Genomic DNA, 14,715 nt, shown 5'->3' with positions numbered 1-14,715 from the left:
CGGAGCGGGGACGGCCGGTCAGTCCCGCGGCAGCGGGACGTTCCAGACCAGACGCGTGCCTCCCCGCTCCGGAACCCCCAGGCGCAGCGCGCCGCCGAGCTTCTCCGCCCGCTCGGAGAGGTTGACCAGGCCGCTGCGGCGTCCGCCGTCGGGGATGCCCACGCCGTCGTCCGTCACGGTCAGGGTGACTTCGCCGTCGGCGACGACCAGGGACACGTCCGCGGAACGGGCTTCGGCGTGCCGGGCGGTGTTCGACAGGGCTTCGCCCAGGACGGCGACGACGTTCTCGGCGACGGGGGCCGGTACGTCGGTGTCGATCAGGCCCTCCATCCGCAGGGCGGGGGTGAAGCCGAGCGCGGGCACCGCCCGTTCCACCTCGCCCGCGATCCGCACCCGCAGGCCCTTGCGGCCCGGTCCGGCATCGTGGGCGCGCAGGCCGAAGATCGTGGACCGGATGATCTTGATGGTCTCGTCCAGGTCGTCCACCGCGCGCAGCAGCCGCTCGCTGGCCTGCGGGTGGTCGACGAAGCGCACCGCGCTCTGCAGCGTCATGCCCGTCGCGAACAGCCGCTGGATGGCCAGGTCGTGCAGGTCGCGGGCGATACGGTCACGGTCCTCCAACCGGGCCAGCTGCTCGGCGGAGCGGCGCCGCTCGGCCAGTTCCATGGCGAGCGCGGCGGAACCCGCGAAATCCGTCAGCGGCGCCGTCTCGATCCCGGTGAACTCCGGCTCCCCCTGCGCCCGGGCCAGCAGCAGCGCCCCGCGCACACCCTCGCTGGTGCTCATCGGCACGGCCACGGCCGGCCCCAGCCCGCCGAACCGGGGCGGCCCGGCCGTGATCCTCGGGTCCTGGCCCACTTCGGAGCTGATGATCGGCTCCCCCGCCGCCATCGCGGCGCCGACGAAGGAACCCCGGCGCGGCAGCACCAGCCCGGCGTGCGCGGCGGCGTCGATGCCGGTGGCGATGGCCATCCGGACGTCGCCGGTCCCCTCGACCGGCAGCGCCACCACGCCGAGGTCCGCGCCCAGGATGCGCCGGCCGTGCTCGACGATCAGCTCCAGCACCCGGGACTCCTCGGCGCCGGACAGCAAACTGGCGGTGATCTCGGCGTTCGCCTCCAGCCAGCGCTGCCGGGACCGGGCCTCCTCGTACAGCCGGGCGTTGTCGATCGCGACACCGGCCGCGACCGCGAGCGTCGACAGCACGGCCTCGTCCTCGCCGTCGAACTCCTTGCCGCCGCGCTTCTCGGTCAGGTAGAGGTTGCCGAACACCTCGTCGCGGACCCTGATCGGGACGCCCAGGAACGAGTGCATCGGCGGGTGGTCCGCCGGGAAGCCGTACGAGGCCGGGTGCTCGGAGATCTCCTCCAGCCGCAGCGGCTCGGGATGGCGGATGAGTTCACCCAGGATGCCGTGGCCGGACGGCAGCGGCCCGATCTTCTCGATGTCCGCGTCCGTGACGCCCACCGTGAGGAACTGCGACAGCCGGTCGTCGCCCCCGATGACGCCGAGCGCGCCGTACTCCGCGTCCACGAGCACGACCGCCGCCTCCACGATCCGGCGCAGCGCCTGCGACAGATCCAGCTCGCGCCCCACCGACAGCACGGCCTGCAGCAGGCTGTGCACCCGGTCCCGCGTCCCGCGCACGGCATCGATCCGGATCTGCAACTCGTCCAGCAGGTCGTCCAGCTGCAGCCGCGGCAGGCGCTCCTGACCCTTGTCGGGCTCCATCCCCATGGAATCCTCCATCAGGCACGGGGGCTCCCCACAGCCATTCTCCCCACCTTCGCGTCAAGCAGCGCGGCGTCCGCCCCTGGCCCCGGGCGGGTCGGTACGGGCAGACTCACCCCATGAACGATCACCGTGCGATCGACTGGGACGAGGCCGCGTGGCTCAACCCCCCGCTGGAGGCCCGATCCGACGCCGAGGGACTGCTGGTCACCACGCGTGACCGCAGCGACTTCTGGCGCACCACCAGCTACGGATTCGTCCGCGACGACGGGCACGCGCTGCTCGCCCCGTTCCCCGGTTTCCCCGGTTCCGGCGCCGTCGAAGTCGCCTTCGTGGTGGACTTCGACACCCTGTACGACCAGGCAGGCCTCATGATCCGTGTGGACGCGCAGACGTGGATCAAGGCGGGCGTGGAGATGTCGGACGGGGTGCCGCATCTCGGGGCCGTGGTCACGCACGGCCGGTCGGACTGGTCCCTGGCCCCGGTGCCCGAGTGGAAGGGCCGCGAGGTCACCGTGCGGGCCAGCCGGGACGGCGACGCCGTGACGATCAGGGCGCGCTGCGACGCGGAGCCCTGGCGGATGGTGCGGCTGGCACCCCTCGCGCCCGGGGCCGAGGCGTCGGCGGGACCCTTCTGCTGCTCGCCCGAGCGGGCCGGACTGCGCGTGCGCTTCACCCGGTTCACCCACGGGCCGGCGGACGCGTCGCTGCACGGCGCCGTGGAGGGCTGAGCGCGGTGGGCGGCTGGGGCGCGGGGAACTTCGACGAGGACACGGCGGCGGACCATCTGGGCCTGCTCACCGGCCGGTTGACCGCCGAGGTCGCGCGCGCCATGGAGGGCGACCCGTCGGACCTGGAACCGGACGAGTACTGGGGGGTGGCGGTGCCCTGCAACCTGGAGCTGCTGCACCTGCTCGCCACGCAGGGCTGGGCGGGGGCGACGCTCCCGGCGACGGCGACGGTCCTGGCGTGGAAGGCGCGCTACCTCGCCGTGTGGGACGCCGCGGTCGACGGGCTGGAGCCGGGAGCGGAGTACCGCGCGCGGCGCCGAGAGGTGCTGGAGCGCACCTTCGACCGGCTTGCCGAGGTGGTGGAACAGCGTCCGGCGCAACACATGTGACGATGCGTCAGCGGTCACTCGTCGCGGACTCGCCGCGCCGTCCCCCGGGTTCCTCGTCGGTGAGGTGACGTACCGCCGGAGGTGCCTGAAGTCCGGCCGGTGACGGCGGCCTTGGGGCCCTCCGCCCGAGGCCGGTCCGTTCGGGCCGCCCTGTGCCGTCCTGGCCGTGGCCTACCTCCGCCGTGCGGACGAAGCCCTCCCGGCCGACGTCTTCTTCGCGGCCGCCTTCTTGGCGCCGCCGCGGCTCGGTGCGGTCTTCTTCGAGGCGGCCTTCTTGGCGGCCGGCTTCTCCGCGGCCCGCTTGCGCGAGGGCGGCTCGGCCCTCTTGGCGGCGGACTTCCCCGCCGGTCGCGCCTTCTCGGCCGGTGCGCCCTTCTCGGGGCGGCGGTGCCGGGCACGCCCGGGCGCCCGCTCGGCCGCGGGCCTCTTCGCGGGCTCCTCCTCCGGCTCTTCTTCGTCCTCCGGCTCTTCCTCCACGTCCTCGGGTTCCTCTTCCTCGTCCTCCGCCTCCTGGTCCTCTTCCTCGTCCTCCGCCTCCTGGTCCTCGGCTTCCTCCTCGCCCTCCGGCTCCTCCTCGTCCTCGTCCTCGTCACCCTCGGGCTCGTACTCGTCCTCCGCTTCCTCGTCCTCGTCGCGCCCGCTCCGGCCGGCCTTCTCGCCGATGCGCGAAGTGCGGTCGTGCAGCGACTCCGCCAGACCGGCCAGCCGACGGTCCGCGGCCGCGGACAGCGCCTTGCGGCCGGCGTCCAGCAGTTCACCGCGCACCTGGTCGTTGAGGTCCTGGAACTGCGGCAGTTCCTTGAGTCTGCGAACACCCTCAGTGAGCAGCTGTTGCGGTTCGAGACCGAAGCGGCGGCCCGCGAGATACGTCGCCAGGCCGAAGGCGACCCGGCCCTTCTTGGTCCGGCCGAGCACATAACCACCGGCCACACCGGCGGCGAGGGCCATCTTGGTCGAATCCTTCATCAGTCGTTCCCTTCCGGCCGGCGATCGTGTCGCCGTACACGACTGTAGGTATATATGCTGAAATAGTACGTTTGCTTGCCGGGGTGGCGCCGCTCGGAAGTACGGCGGCGGCAACGACCGAAGGGGACGACATGACCCGACGGCCCCGCAAGCCCTCCGCCGCGTGGGCCATGCGCTCGGCGGCCGAGCAGCTCACCGAACTCCTCGGGCGGCAGCCCGAGTCGGTGTCCGCGGTGAAACCGACCGAGGACGGCTGGGAGGCCGACGTGGAGGTCCTGGAACTGGAACGTGTTCCGCCGACCACCAGCGTCATGGCGACCTATCGCGTGAGTCTCGACGAGGAGGGCGGGCTCGTCTCGTACGAGCGGACACGGCGTTACACCCGCGGGCAGATCGACCGACGCGTCTGAGCGGGCGCTGAAGGGAGGCACCATGACCGTGGTGCCACAGGGCGCCGGCGGTGTGTCGGGCGGCGGCTCGGGCAGTCTGTACGACGTCCTGGAGCTGATCCTCGACCGCGGCCTCGTCATCGACGTCTTCGTCCGGGTGTCGCTCGTCGGCATCGAGATCCTCAAGATCGACGCCCGCATCGTCGTGGCCAGCGTGGACACCTACCTGCGCTTCGCGGAGGCCTGCAACCGCCTCGACCTGGAGTCCGGCCGCAAGCAACCCACCCAGCTCACCGACCTCGTGGGCGAGATCACCGAGGGCGGCGCGAAGGGCAAGTCCAAAGGCGCGCTGAGCGGCGCCGTCGAAGCCGTCACCGACACCCTGAAGGGCGGCGGGGACGACGAGGAGGAAGAGGAGGAAGAAGGCCAGGAGAAGGCCGAGTACCAGGAGGAACCCCGAGCGAGGCGGCGCCGCCCGGCCAAGCGGAGCGCCCGGCGGGAGAGGGAATGAGATGGCCGTCTACGTCTACTCCATCGTCTCCAAGGCGCACCCGGCGAACCTCGACGGCCTGCACGGCGTCGGCAAGCCCCCCGGTGAGCTGCGCACCGTGACCGCCGGGACACTGAGCGCCGTCGTCAGCGACGCGCCCGAGGACCTGCGCCCACGGCGACGCGACGTCCTGGCACATCAGGAAGTCCAGGAACGGCTGATGACCGACGGCTCGGTCCTGCCGCTGCGGTTCGGCCTCACCGCCCCCGACGACGACACCGTGCGCGCCACGCTGGACGAGCGCGCCGAGGAGTACCTCAGCCGGCTGCAGGCCCTGGAGGGATGCGCCGAGTACCACCTGAAGGTCTCCTGGGAGGAGGACGCGCTGCTGCGCCGCATCCTCGTCGAGTCGGAGGAGGCGGCCCGGCTCAACAAGCAGATCCGGGACGGCTCCGCCACCCCCGAGATGCCGCTCGCCCTCGGCGAACTCGTCAACCGCGAGGTCGAGGCACGCCAACGCGCGCTCGGCGCGGGCATCGTCGAGGCGCTGCGACCGTTCGCCCGGGAGGACGACTCCACGCCGCCCACCGGGCAGGACTTCCTCAGCGTGTCCTTCCTGGTGGAGGAGGGACAGGAGGAGATGTTCCTCGCCACGCAACTGAGCCTGGCCAATCAGCTCGGCGACGAGTGCGACTTCCGTCTGCGCGGGCCGCTGCCGCCGTACAGCTTCGTATGAGACCTCCTGCGAGGCCTCGGGGAGAGAAGGGAGTGCCATGGGACTCGTCACCGGGCTGTTGGGCCTTCCCCTGGCGCCCGTGCGCGGCGTGGTCTGGGTCGTCGAGCGCGTCAAGGACGCGGCCGAGGAGGAGTACTACGACCCCGCGCCGGTGGAGCAGGCACTCGCCGCGCTGGAGAAGGAACTGCTCGCCGGCCGGATCGACGAGGCGACCTTCGAGGAGCGCGAGGACGAACTGCTCGACCGTCTCGAGGAGATCACCGCACACCGCCGGGGCACCGGCAACTGAGCGGGAAACAGAGGTGACCGCGTGACGGACCCCGCCGACAAACTCAGCTCGTACCCCACCCGGGGACAGTCGCCGTACTCGCCCTACGGCCAGGGCGGCGGCTCCTCCGCGAACCTCGCCGACATCCTGGAACGCGTCCTCGACAAGGGCATCGTCATCGCGGGCGACATCAAGATCAACCTGCTCGACATCGAACTGCTCACCATCAAGCTCCGCTTGATCGTCGCCTCGGTCGACAAGGCCAGGGAGATGGGGATCGACTGGTGGGAGCACGATCCCTCGCTGTCCTCCCGCGCCGGCGGCGAGAGCGCGCTCGCCGAGGAGAACAAGCGCCTGCGCGCGGAGGTCGAGGCCCTGCGGGAGCAGCGGGAACTGCCCGCCGCGCCGGAGCGGAAGCCGGCGGCGCGGCCGCGCCGGACCGCCGCCCGCCCGGCATCCGACCGTGCGTCCTCCGACCGTCCGTCCTCCGCCCGCCGCAGGAGAGAGACCGACGATGAGTGACGCCGGGCCCGGTCGCGTGAGCTACGCGTACGCCGTCCTGCGGGAGGGCGCCGTGCCGGCGAAGGAGCTGCCGGCGGACCTGGCCGGTGTGGCGGGCGCTCCGGTACGCCTCGTCTCCGGGCCGCCCGGCACCGAACTGGCCGCGGCCGTGAGCGCGGTGCCCGCCGCGGACTTCCAGGAGGCCGCGCTGCGGCGGAACTTGGAGGACCTGGCGTGGCTGGAGGCGGTGGCCCGGGCCCACCACACGGTGATCGAGGCACTGTCCGCACGGGCGACCGTGCTCCCGCTGCGGCTCGCCACGGTGTACCTGGACGACTCCCGCGTGCGCGCCGTGCTGGCGGACTGCCGCGCGATGTTCACGGCCTGTCTGGCCCGGCTCGAAGGACACCTGGAGTGGGGCGTCAAGATCTACGTGACGGACGTCCCCGGCGAGGCGCCCGGCGCGCCGCCTGCGCGGGACGAGGCGGACCTGAGCCCCGGGCGGGCCTATCTGCGGGCCCGCCGCGTGCAGCGCAGTTCGCGCGAGGACGCCCACCGCGACGCGCTCGAGGCCGCGGAGCGCGTCGCGGCGATCGGCCGCGAACTGGCCGTCGATCACGCGCGGCACCGCGTCCAGCAGGGCGAACTGGCCGGTGACGCGGGCGAGAACGTCGTCAACGACGCCTATCTGGTCGCCCGCGACCACGCGGAGGACTTCCGCGCCCGCGCCCAGGACGCCGCCGCCGGGCTGGCAGGGGTGCGGGTCGAGGTGACCGGGCCGTGGGCCCCGTACTCCTTCGCCGCCGTCCCCGAGGGCGCGCCGTCATGAGCGTTCCCGCGCGGGGCGGCGACCCGCTGCCGCAGCGGCAGGTGGCGCTGATCGACCTGCTGGACCGGCTGCTGAGCGGGGGCGTCGTGCTCACCGGGGACGTGGTGCTGTCCATCGCCGACATCGACCTGGTCCGTGTCTCGCTGCGCGCGCTGATCGTGTCCGTCAGCGCGCGGAACCCGTCGCCCTGGGGCCCGTCCGCGCCACCGTCCTCCGGGGGGCGGCCGTGACTTCCGGGCCCGGCCCCTCCGACCGGCTCGGAGAGGTCGCCGACGCGGCCGCCCGCGCCTTCCGCCTGCTGCCCGCGCTGCCGGAGGACGCTCCCCCGCCGCCGGCACCGGGCGCCCCGCCCCGCCCCGCCCGCCGGATCCGTGCGGACCCCGACACCGTCGAGCGGGACCTCGTGCGTCTCGTACTCACCCTCGTCGAGCTGTTGCGCCAGCTCATGGAGCGCCAGGCGCTGCGCCGGGTCGACTCGGGCGACCTCACCGAGGACGAGGAGGAGCGCCTGGGCGCCACGCTCATGATCCTGCACGACCGGATGACCGGGCTGTGCGCGCAGTACGGCCTGACGATGGGCGACCTCAACCTGGACCTCGGACCGCTCGGCACACTGCTGCCGCCGGACGCGGAGGAGTGATCAGCCGGGACACGTCAGCCGGAGCGCCGCGCCAGGTCCGCCAGCAGCGCGACCGCCTCGTCCAGGCGGTCGTACGGCACGAAGAGATGGTCGTGGTGGAAGCCCGCGACGACGTTGCAGCTCAGGCCTGCGTCGGCGAGTTCCCTGGCGACGGCCGCCGTGAGCCCGACCGCGGCGAGCGCCGAGTGCACGCGCAGGGTGATCCGGCCCGCCACGTAGTCGTAGCCGAGCCCGGCCGCGTCCGCCTGCTCCTGGGGCAGTACGAGGGTCGTGCCCTCCTCCTCGACGACGGTGACGACCGGCGTCACGCCGTCCGGCACGCCGGCACCGACGGGGAGGGTGGTGAAGACATGGCGTCCCCGGCCGGCCTCCGGGCGCATGCCGCTCAGCAGTTTCCGCAGATCCGTCTCGCCGCTCATGATCACACCCTATGCCGGACGGGTGATCACACCGGCTGGTCCGCGCGCCGCGCCCCCGGGCCCGGGCGCTGCCCGGGTTTGGATGAGGGGGGCCGCCGCCCGGCGGCCGGACGGACACCGTGGAGGGCCGCTGTGCGCAGAAGTCGGGTCGCTGGGACTGTCGTGTCGGTCGTGTCGGTGGCGCTGCTCGCACTGGCGCCGGCCGCCGGGGCCGCCGACGGATGGCAGCCGCGGTCGGGCGGCGGGGGCACCGCCCGCCTGGAACTGACCGAGCCGGACCGGGTCGGGTTCGCCGACATCACCGTCCACCCGCAGGGCGGCGGCTGGGACGTGGACGCCCTCGTGACGAAGACGACGGACGAGCCGGGCTGCGTGTTCCTCCAGGCCGACGACGCCCCCACCCGCACCCGGGAGACGGCGCTGGCGCCCGGGCAGCAGATCGGTGCGCAGTGCGGCTCGGCGGGGACGCGCACGCAGATGCTGACGCACACCGAGCACCGGCGCCTGGTACTGGGCTGGACGGACGGGGACGGGGTACCGGTCTCCTGGCGGACCGTCACCGTCTAGGCAGCCGCGCTGCCCCGCCCGCTGTTCGCGCCGCCGAGCGGACCGGGAGTCGCCGTGCTGATATGGGTGCACGCGCCCGGTGGGCACCGCCGTCGTGGGTCCCGCGGCGGCGGCCGCGGGCGACGGTGCGCACGACGGGGAGCCGCAGGAGAAGCCGAGCCAGCCGAAGGAGTGCGGGATGCCGGTGAGCCGGGTCGGCATGATCGTCCACGAAGGGCGTCCGGAGGCCGTCGAGGCGGCCGCCACGGTGCACCGCTGGTGCGCCGAGCGCGACATCCCCGCCGTCGAGATCGACATCTGGCGGCAGGACCGGCCGCGCCGCAGCGGCCGGGAGGAGGCGCAGTCCGCGGGCTATCCGGACCTCATCGTCACGCTCGGCGGCGACGGCACCTTCCTGCGCGGCGCCCGGGTCGCGGCGGCCTGCGGGGCGCCGGTGCTCGGCGTGGACCTGGGCCGGGTCGGCTTCCTCACCGAGGTCTGCGTGCAGGACGTCACGAAGGCGCTGGACGCGGTCGCCGACGACCGGGCCACCGTCGAGGACCGGATGACGCTCACGCTCCGCGCGTCACGCCCGCTGGAGGTCCCCGAGGGCATCGAGTCCCTGCTGCGGTACGGCCGCGGGCCGACGCTGCCCGCGCCGAGCGTGCGGCCGGGCGACCCGGCGGACGTCGGGTGGGGCGTGCCCATGAACGTCAACGCGGTCAACGACATCGTCTTCGAGAAGCTCGCCCGCGACCGGCAGGCGAGCCTGGCCGTGTACCTGGCCGGGCGGCTGTTCGCCTCGTACTCCGCCGACGCGATCATCGCGGCGACACCCACCGGCTCCACCGCGTACAGCTTCGCCGCCGGCGGTCCCGTCGTGTCCCCGCACATGGACGCCGTGGTCTTCACGCCGGTGGCACCCCACATGGCCTTCGACCGCACCCTGGTGGCGGCACCGGACGAGCCCGTCGCGGTCCGGGTGCTCGCCCACTCGGGGCGTGTAGCGGTCAGCATCGACGGTCAGTTGCGCGGCGTGATCGACCCCGGTGACTGGGTCGCCGTCTACCGCGGCCGGCACCGGCTGCGCCTGATCCGGCTCGGCCCCACCGACTTCTACCGCCGGGTCCGCGACCGCTTCCGGCTCAGCGACGCGCCCGCCGCGGTCGCCGACGGCATGGCGGCCCCCCTCATCCGGCCGGACTCCCCCGTACCCCCGGACCTGGCCGGGCTCCGTCTGCCGCCGCCGGAGGAGAGCGCGGACGCCGGCGCCGCGCGCTGACGGCCGGTCCCGGTCCTCCGGCGGGCCCACCACTCCGGCGGCCTACCCCCGGTTGTCCGCCATCGCGGGCCTCCGCAGGCTGTCCTGGGGGACGCGACCACAACCGGGAGACCGACATGACCTGTCCTCGAGACCCGTCCACGGCGCGTCGGAGCCGCTGGGCCCTGGCCGCCGCGCTCGCGGCCGCCACCGCGCTCAGCGGCGGCTGCGCCGGGCGGACCGGCCACTCCGCCGGTGCGCACGACGCGGCGGCCACGAGGGTGGCGGTGGCCGACGGGGCGCCGGCGAAGTACGTGCCCTGCGGCGATCCGCCGGTGAAGCTCGAGACGATCGACCAGGACTTCCTCGACGGGCTCGCGGCGGCGGGCGGCCCGCCGCTGTACAAGATGTCGTACAGCGACGCCCGCGAGGTGCTGAACAAGCTGCAGGCCGGGCCCGTGGACATGCTGCCCGCGACAGTCGAGCGCAGGGACGTGCCCGGCGGTCCGACCGGGCCGGTCTCGATCCACGTCGTGCGGCCCGAGGGAGCGAAGGGCGCGCTGCCCGCCGTCGTCTACATCCACGGCGGCGGCTGGGTGCTCGGCAACTTCAAGACCCATGAGCGGCTGGTCCGTGAACTCGCCGACGGGGCGAAGGCCGCGGTGGTGTTCGTCGACTACACCCCGTCGCCCGAGGCCAAGTTCCCGGTGCCCATCGAGCAGGCGTACACCGTCGCCAAGTGGGTCGCGGCGAACGGCGCCGAGATCGGCGTGGACTCCTCCCGCCTCGCCGTCGCCGGCGACTCGGTGGGCGGCGACATGACCGCGGCCGTCACGATGATGGCCAAGCAGCGCGGCGGCCCGCACTTCCGTCAGCAGGTCATGCTCTACCCGGTGACCAACGCGGACTTCGACACGCCGTCGTACCACCGCTTCGCGGAGAACTGCTGGCTCACCCGTCCCGCCATGCAGTGGTTCTGGGACGCGTACGCCCCCGACGTGAAGGACCGGTCCAACCCGCTCGCGTCGCCGCTGCGCGCCACCACCGAGCAACTGCGCGGCCTGCCGCCGGCGTTGATGATCACGGACTCGGACGTGCTCTTCTCCGAGGCCACCGCGTACGCGCAGAAGCTGCGCGGCGCCGGGGTCCCGGTGACCCTCTCGCACTACGAGAAGATCACCCACGACTTCATGATGCTCAACGCCCTGAAGGACACCGAGTCCAACAAGGCGGCCGTCGCGGAGGCGACCGCGGCGCTCCGCGACGCCCTGCACGGCTCGGGCGAGGGCGGCGCCGGCAAGTAACCCGCACACCATGACGAGGGGCGGCCGGCGAACCGGCCGCCCCTCGTCCCGTGGCCGCCCGCGGGCGCGTGCCGGTGGCGGGGATGACAACGTGCTGACCGGCACGGCGCAGGAGGTGCCGGGCACCGCGCGCCGGCGGCGGCGTCGATGACGGCGGTCCGCCGCACGGTACGGCCGGGCGCCACGGCCCCGTCGGCGGTGGGCCGCAACCGCCGTGTAGGCGCGTCGTGTCACGCCCGGTGGCCCCCTCCGTCCGCGACCGCGCCACCGGAACGCGTGCACAGCGCGGAGCGGCCTCCCAGGACCGGCGCGCTGGACGGCGAGCTGATCGAGAGCGGGCGGTCCGGCCCGACGTACACCGTGGCCGACGGCACCGCGCGCTGGGCGGTCCGGCGGCCGCCGCTGGGACACGTCCTGGCGACCGCGCACGACATGGGCCGCGAGCACCGGGTGATCAGCGCTCTGCGCGACGCCTCCCCGGCCCGCCACGGGCCCGCCGTCAGCGCAAGGTCGGCACCGTCCGCCGTCGACATGAGCGAAGTGCACGCCTGGACACCGACGCTCGGCGCAACCGAGCACCCAGCCGCCGCATCCCGCGCCACGACCACCGAACGCGCTCCGGCACCGCCGCATCCGACCGAGGGACACCACGCACGCCCCCCGGCCCGCCACGGGCCCGCCGTCAGCGCAGGGTGGGCACCGCTCCGCCGTCGAGGTGGGTGAGCGTCACACCGGGGACGGTACGGAGCCAGCGCTCGGCGGTGCGGGCGAGGGCGTCGGGCGCCGGCGGGGTGCGGCCGAGGCCGATGGCCCATCGTGCCTGCCGGGGGTCCGCGGTGAAGGGGCGCGGCCACGCGTGGGCGTCCACGACGCCCGCGGCCTCCAGTGCGGTCAGCAGGCCGCGCACGCGACCCCGGAAGCGGCCCACGGACCGGTCGAGGTCCTCGCCCGGGGCGGGGCGCACCGTGGCCACGGCCCAGGCGGCGTGCCGCCGGTGCAGGGGCGGGGGCGCGAGCAGCGCCACCGTGTCGGCGCCCTCGTCGGCCAACTCCCAGGCACGGTAGAGCTCCTGGGTCAGCAGGTCGCGAAAGCCCGGCCCGGCCTGCTCGGTGCAAGGGCGGACGGGTGCGCTCGGCGTGGCGACGGACACCGCCAGGGCGGTCGGCCCGGGAGCGCCGACGGGGGTACGCCAGTCCCAGGCGGCCCACGTCGCGAAGAACTCGCGTGCCAGCCCGGATCCGGGCGTGTCCGGGTGCTCCCCCACCGTGCGGGCCGCCAGCACCGCCCACGCGAGGCCGGGCAGTCCCCCGAAGGGTGCCGCGTCGAGCCCGCGCGCCCGGGCCCAGGCCTTCACGTGGCGGGCCAGCGCGGCGAACCGGTCGTGCGCGCCGCCGGCCAGGGCGAGCACCGCGTCCGCGTCGCTGACGGCGCTCAGCGAGACGGCGGCGGCCTCGCCCAGTTCCAGACGGCGGTCCACCGCCTCGGCGGGAGCCAGCGGGCCGGTGGACACGACCACCAGGTCGACGTCCAGCGTGCCCACGGTGAAACGCAGTCCCGGCACACGGGCCCCGGTGACCTGGCGCAGCCGTACGGCGCCGGGCACCGCGGCGGCGACGCGGGCCGCCACCTCGTCCATGGCGGCCGTGTCGGCCGAGCCGGGCAGCGCGGCCACCAGGTCGAGGTCGGCGCCGGGCAGATGGCACCCCATGCGGCGTGACCCGGCCAGGTGCACCGCTCCGGGCCGCAGCGCCTGCGTCAACTGCCGCAGGACGCGGTCCGCCTCGGCGTCCCCGGCGGCCGGCGCGCGGCTGCCGTTCGGCGCCGGCTCGTCGTCCAGCCAGCGCAACGTTCCCGTTCCGAGGGTGACTTCGGCGCGCGGCCGCATCGGTTCGTCCCCGCGCCGCGACAGCAGGACGAGCGTCCCGACGCGGGCCGCCATCGGAGCGAGGCGGGCGGCCGTGGCGGTGGCGACGGGCAGTGGATCGGGGGTGCGGCCCAGGGTGAGGTGCGGGGTGTACCCCTCGGCCCGGCCCCGGCAGCGCGGGAACCGCTCGGCGAGGTTGTGGTGGAGTGCGGCCCAGGGTGCCGCGCCGGCCCCGGCCGGGTCGAGCCAGACGGTGGCGTCCTCGCGGTGGCCGAAGGTGTGGATGCCGTCCAGCCGCGCCGTGAACCCCGGCGTGGCCGCGGCGGCCGCGGCGAGCAGGGGCGCGGCGCGCTCGAAGGCGTGCTCGGGGACGAAGCCGAAGAGCAGATTGACGTGCGGGGGCCAGCGGTGGATCTGCGGGTCGTGCTCCCGGCGGACGTCCTGGAGGGCGGTGCGCAGTTCCTCGGGCGGGAGCCACGCCACGGCGGTGCGCGCGGTGGGCGCCTCGTCCAGGGTTTCGGTGCCCGGGGCGTCCGCCGGGGTGAGCACGGCCTCCACGGCGTAGTGGTCGGAGGCGAACAGCCCCTCGGGAGCGGGGGCGTCGCCCCGCAGCCTCGCGGCGGTCGCACGGAACCCCCCGGCGTCGCGCAGCAGTACGCGGTCCAGGCGGGAGGCGCGGCCGGTGAGGGAGGCCACGGCGGCCAGTGGGTTCGCCGCGGGGTCGAAGGTGGGGGTGGCGTCGGAGGCGCCGTGGACGTCGGTCCAGGCGTCGCGGAGCCCGAGGGCGCGGGCCGGTGTGACGCCGCCGTCGTTGAAGTCGCCGAGCACCACCAGTCCGGGGGTGTCGACGCCGGCCAGTCCCTCGGCCAGCCGGGCCAGTTCGCCGTCGCGCCGGGCCGCGCCGTCCTCGGAGTGGTCGCTGGTCAGATGGGTCGCGGCGACGACGAGCGGGCCCCGCGCGGTCTCCACGGTGATCGCGGCGACGGCCTTGTGCGGACCGAGGGCGTGCACCGCGGACTCGCGCACGGGCAGCCGGCTCATCAGCAGCAGCCCGTGCTCCGCCACGTCGTGCGCCTCGGGGCCGTCCGGCGCGGCGCCCAGGACGTAGTGCTCGCGCACCCAGGGCTCGGCGGTGATCATCGCGAGCAGGCGGGGTTCGACCTCCTGCAGCGCGATGACGTCGGCGCCGGACCGCTCCAGCACGCGCAGCAGCAGGGGCCGGCGGCGGGCGGTGTCGACGAGGTGGCCGTCGTAGCGGTCCCATAGGGTGTTCCAGGTCAGGACGCGCACCTCCGCCCCACCGGCCGCCCCACCGGCCGCGGTGCCGCCGGGACGCCAGCCGGTGGCCGGGTCCCAGGCGTGCGGGGTCCGGGCGGTGAAGAACGGGGCGCGCAGCAGCCGCGGTTCACGGACGCGGCCCGCGTCGGTGGCGTCGATGCGGTCGACGCCGGTGGCGCGGTCCCAGACGAGCTCACCGTCGGCCTCGACGAACAGCACGCGGTGCCAGGGGATCTCCCCGCCGGGCACGAAGGCCGGCAACGGGACGCGCTGGGGCGCCGCGCCGCGCTGGAGGACGCCGAACACGAAGCGGGCCGGATCGAAGCGGGCGTCCCAGCGGACCCGGTGGTAGATCTCCTCGCTGGTGCGCATC

17 protein-coding genes and 1 pseudogene are annotated in these 14,715 nt (G+C 74.6%); 14 read left to right on the top strand and 4 right to left on the bottom strand.

What is annotated here, in order from left to right; genetic code table 11:
* Window positions 1-18 precede the first annotated feature (18 nt).
* Window positions 19-1,731, bottom strand: a complete 1,713-nt coding sequence (locus PV364_RS28455; RefSeq protein ID WP_319663275.1) for a GAF domain-containing protein — start codon at window positions 1,729-1,731, stop codon at window positions 19-21.
* 119 nt (window positions 1,732-1,850) lie between these two features.
* Here PV364_RS28455 and PV364_RS28450 point away from each other — a divergent pair, with 119 nt between their 5' ends.
* Window positions 1,851-2,462 (top strand): DUF1349 domain-containing protein, encoded by a 612-nt coding sequence (locus tag PV364_RS28450; protein WP_319663227.1) that lies wholly within the window; start codon window positions 1,851-1,853, stop codon window positions 2,460-2,462.
* 5 nt (window positions 2,463-2,467) lie between these two features.
* Window positions 2,468-2,851, top strand: a complete 384-nt coding sequence (locus PV364_RS28445) for a DUF4259 domain-containing protein (protein ID WP_319663226.1) — start codon at window positions 2,468-2,470, stop codon at window positions 2,849-2,851.
* Window positions 2,852-3,022: 171 nt separating this feature from the next.
* On the opposite strand, the gene PV364_RS28440 is transcribed toward PV364_RS28445, so the two are convergent.
* Window positions 3,023-3,817, bottom strand: a complete 795-nt coding sequence (locus PV364_RS28440) for a histone protein (RefSeq protein WP_319663224.1) — start codon at window positions 3,815-3,817, stop codon at window positions 3,023-3,025.
* 131 nt (window positions 3,818-3,948) lie between these two features.
* Here PV364_RS28440 and PV364_RS28435 point away from each other — a divergent pair, with 131 nt between their 5' ends.
* The 8 genes from PV364_RS28435 to PV364_RS28400 are packed head-to-tail and all read left to right on the top strand — an operon-like array spanning window position 3,949 to window position 7,670.
* On the top strand, window positions 3,949-4,227 hold the full coding sequence (locus PV364_RS28435) for a gas vesicle protein (protein ID WP_319663223.1): 279 nt from the start codon (window positions 3,949-3,951) through the stop codon (window positions 4,225-4,227).
* A gap of 22 nt (window positions 4,228-4,249) precedes the next feature.
* Window positions 4,250-4,717, top strand: a complete 468-nt coding sequence (locus PV364_RS28430; RefSeq protein ID WP_319663222.1) for a gas vesicle structural protein GvpA — start codon at window positions 4,250-4,252, stop codon at window positions 4,715-4,717.
* 1 nt (window position 4,718) lies between these two features.
* Window positions 4,719-5,432 (top strand): GvpL/GvpF family gas vesicle protein, encoded by a 714-nt coding sequence (locus PV364_RS28425; RefSeq protein WP_319663221.1) that lies wholly within the window; start codon window positions 4,719-4,721, stop codon window positions 5,430-5,432.
* A 37-nt stretch (window positions 5,433-5,469) separates the two neighbouring features.
* Window positions 5,470-5,721 carry a gas vesicle protein GvpG gene (locus tag PV364_RS28420; protein ID WP_319663220.1) on the top strand — a complete coding sequence of 84 codons (252 nt, stop codon included), beginning with the start codon at window positions 5,470-5,472 and terminating at the stop codon, window positions 5,719-5,721.
* 21 nt (window positions 5,722-5,742) lie between these two features.
* The gene (locus PV364_RS28415; protein ID WP_319663219.1) at window positions 5,743-6,222 is read left to right on the top strand and encodes a gas vesicle protein; all 480 of its coding nucleotides are present in this window, start codon (window positions 5,743-5,745) and stop codon (window positions 6,220-6,222) included.
* Window positions 6,215-7,030 carry a GvpL/GvpF family gas vesicle protein gene (locus tag PV364_RS28410; RefSeq protein WP_319663218.1) on the top strand — a complete coding sequence of 272 codons (816 nt, stop codon included), beginning with the start codon at window positions 6,215-6,217 and terminating at the stop codon, window positions 7,028-7,030. Before PV364_RS28415 ends, PV364_RS28410 begins: the two co-directional genes overlap by 8 nt.
* Complete coding sequence (locus tag PV364_RS28405) at window positions 7,027-7,260, top strand: gas vesicle protein (protein WP_319663217.1); 234 nt, start codon at window positions 7,027-7,029, stop codon at window positions 7,258-7,260. Before PV364_RS28410 ends, PV364_RS28405 begins: the two co-directional genes overlap by 4 nt.
* Entirely contained in the window at window positions 7,257-7,670 is a 414-nt protein-coding gene (locus tag PV364_RS28400; protein ID WP_319663216.1) for a gas vesicle protein K, read from the top strand. Before PV364_RS28405 ends, PV364_RS28400 begins: the two co-directional genes overlap by 4 nt.
* A gap of 14 nt (window positions 7,671-7,684) precedes the next feature.
* Here PV364_RS28400 and PV364_RS28395 read toward each other — a convergent pair whose 3' ends face one another.
* Entirely contained in the window at window positions 7,685-8,089 is a 405-nt protein-coding gene (locus tag PV364_RS28395; protein ID WP_319663215.1) for an ACT domain-containing protein, read from the bottom strand.
* A gap of 162 nt (window positions 8,090-8,251) precedes the next feature.
* Here PV364_RS28395 and PV364_RS28390 point away from each other — a divergent pair, with 162 nt between their 5' ends.
* The 4 genes and pseudogenes from PV364_RS28390 to PV364_RS41345 all read left to right on the top strand — a co-directional run.
* Entirely contained in the window at window positions 8,252-8,656 is a 405-nt protein-coding gene (locus PV364_RS28390) for a hypothetical protein (protein WP_319663214.1), read from the top strand.
* A gap of 178 nt (window positions 8,657-8,834) precedes the next feature.
* Window positions 8,835-9,917, top strand: coding sequence for an NAD(+)/NADH kinase (locus PV364_RS28385; RefSeq protein WP_319663274.1), 1,083 nt, complete (start codon window positions 8,835-8,837; stop codon window positions 9,915-9,917).
* A 116-nt stretch (window positions 9,918-10,033) separates the two neighbouring features.
* Window positions 10,034-11,200 (top strand): alpha/beta hydrolase, encoded by a 1,167-nt coding sequence (locus PV364_RS28380; RefSeq protein WP_319663213.1) that lies wholly within the window; start codon window positions 10,034-10,036, stop codon window positions 11,198-11,200.
* Between the two features lie 147 nt (window positions 11,201-11,347).
* Window positions 11,348-11,671 (top strand): annotated as a pseudogene (locus tag PV364_RS41345) (hypothetical protein); the annotation flags it as partial.
* A 211-nt stretch (window positions 11,672-11,882) separates the two neighbouring features.
* On the opposite strand, the gene PV364_RS28370 reads toward PV364_RS41345, so the two are convergent.
* Window positions 11,883-14,714 carry a poly(A) polymerase gene (locus PV364_RS28370; RefSeq protein WP_319663212.1) on the bottom strand — a complete coding sequence of 944 codons (2,832 nt, stop codon included), beginning with the start codon at window positions 14,712-14,714 and terminating at the stop codon, window positions 11,883-11,885.
* Window position 14,715 lies beyond the last annotated feature (1 nt).

The sequence above is a fragment of the Streptomyces sp. MI02-7b genome (genome assembly GCF_033793585.1).
Lineage (GTDB): Bacteria > Actinomycetota > Actinomycetes > Streptomycetales > Streptomycetaceae > Actinacidiphila.
The sequence above is the reverse complement of the archived record's forward strand: the minus strand, read 5'-3'. Positions and strand labels throughout refer to the sequence as shown.

Bases quoted from the DNA above. Each gene is read 5' to 3' on its own strand.
- PV364_RS28420 (WP_319663220.1), top strand. From the start codon at position 5,470: ATGGGACTCGTCACCGGGCTGTTGGGCCTTCCCCTGGCGCCCGTGCGC.
- PV364_RS28435 (WP_319663223.1), top strand. From the start codon at position 3,949: ATGACCCGACGGCCCCGCAAGCCCTCCGCCGCGTGGGCCATGCGCTCG.
- PV364_RS28380 (WP_319663213.1), top strand. From the start codon at position 10,034: ATGACCTGTCCTCGAGACCCGTCCACGGCGCGTCGGAGCCGCTGGGCC.
- PV364_RS28455 (WP_319663275.1), bottom strand. From the start codon at position 1,731: ATGGAGCCCGACAAGGGTCAGGAGCGCCTGCCGCGGCTGCAGCTGGAC.
- PV364_RS28370 (WP_319663212.1), bottom strand. From the start codon at position 14,714: ATGCGCACCAGCGAGGAGATCTACCACCGGGTCCGCTGGGACGCCCGC.
- PV364_RS28405 (WP_319663217.1), top strand. From the start codon at position 7,027: ATGAGCGTTCCCGCGCGGGGCGGCGACCCGCTGCCGCAGCGGCAGGTG.
- PV364_RS28430 (WP_319663222.1), top strand. From the start codon at position 4,250: ATGACCGTGGTGCCACAGGGCGCCGGCGGTGTGTCGGGCGGCGGCTCG.
- PV364_RS28395 (WP_319663215.1), bottom strand. From the start codon at position 8,089: ATGAGCGGCGAGACGGATCTGCGGAAACTGCTGAGCGGCATGCGCCCG.
- PV364_RS28450 (WP_319663227.1), top strand. From the start codon at position 1,851: ATGAACGATCACCGTGCGATCGACTGGGACGAGGCCGCGTGGCTCAAC.
- PV364_RS28440 (WP_319663224.1), bottom strand. From the start codon at position 3,817: ATGAAGGATTCGACCAAGATGGCCCTCGCCGCCGGTGTGGCCGGTGGT.
- PV364_RS28385 (WP_319663274.1), top strand. From the start codon at position 8,835: ATGCCGGTGAGCCGGGTCGGCATGATCGTCCACGAAGGGCGTCCGGAG.
- PV364_RS28425 (WP_319663221.1), top strand. From the start codon at position 4,719: ATGGCCGTCTACGTCTACTCCATCGTCTCCAAGGCGCACCCGGCGAAC.
- PV364_RS28410 (WP_319663218.1), top strand. From the start codon at position 6,215: ATGAGTGACGCCGGGCCCGGTCGCGTGAGCTACGCGTACGCCGTCCTG.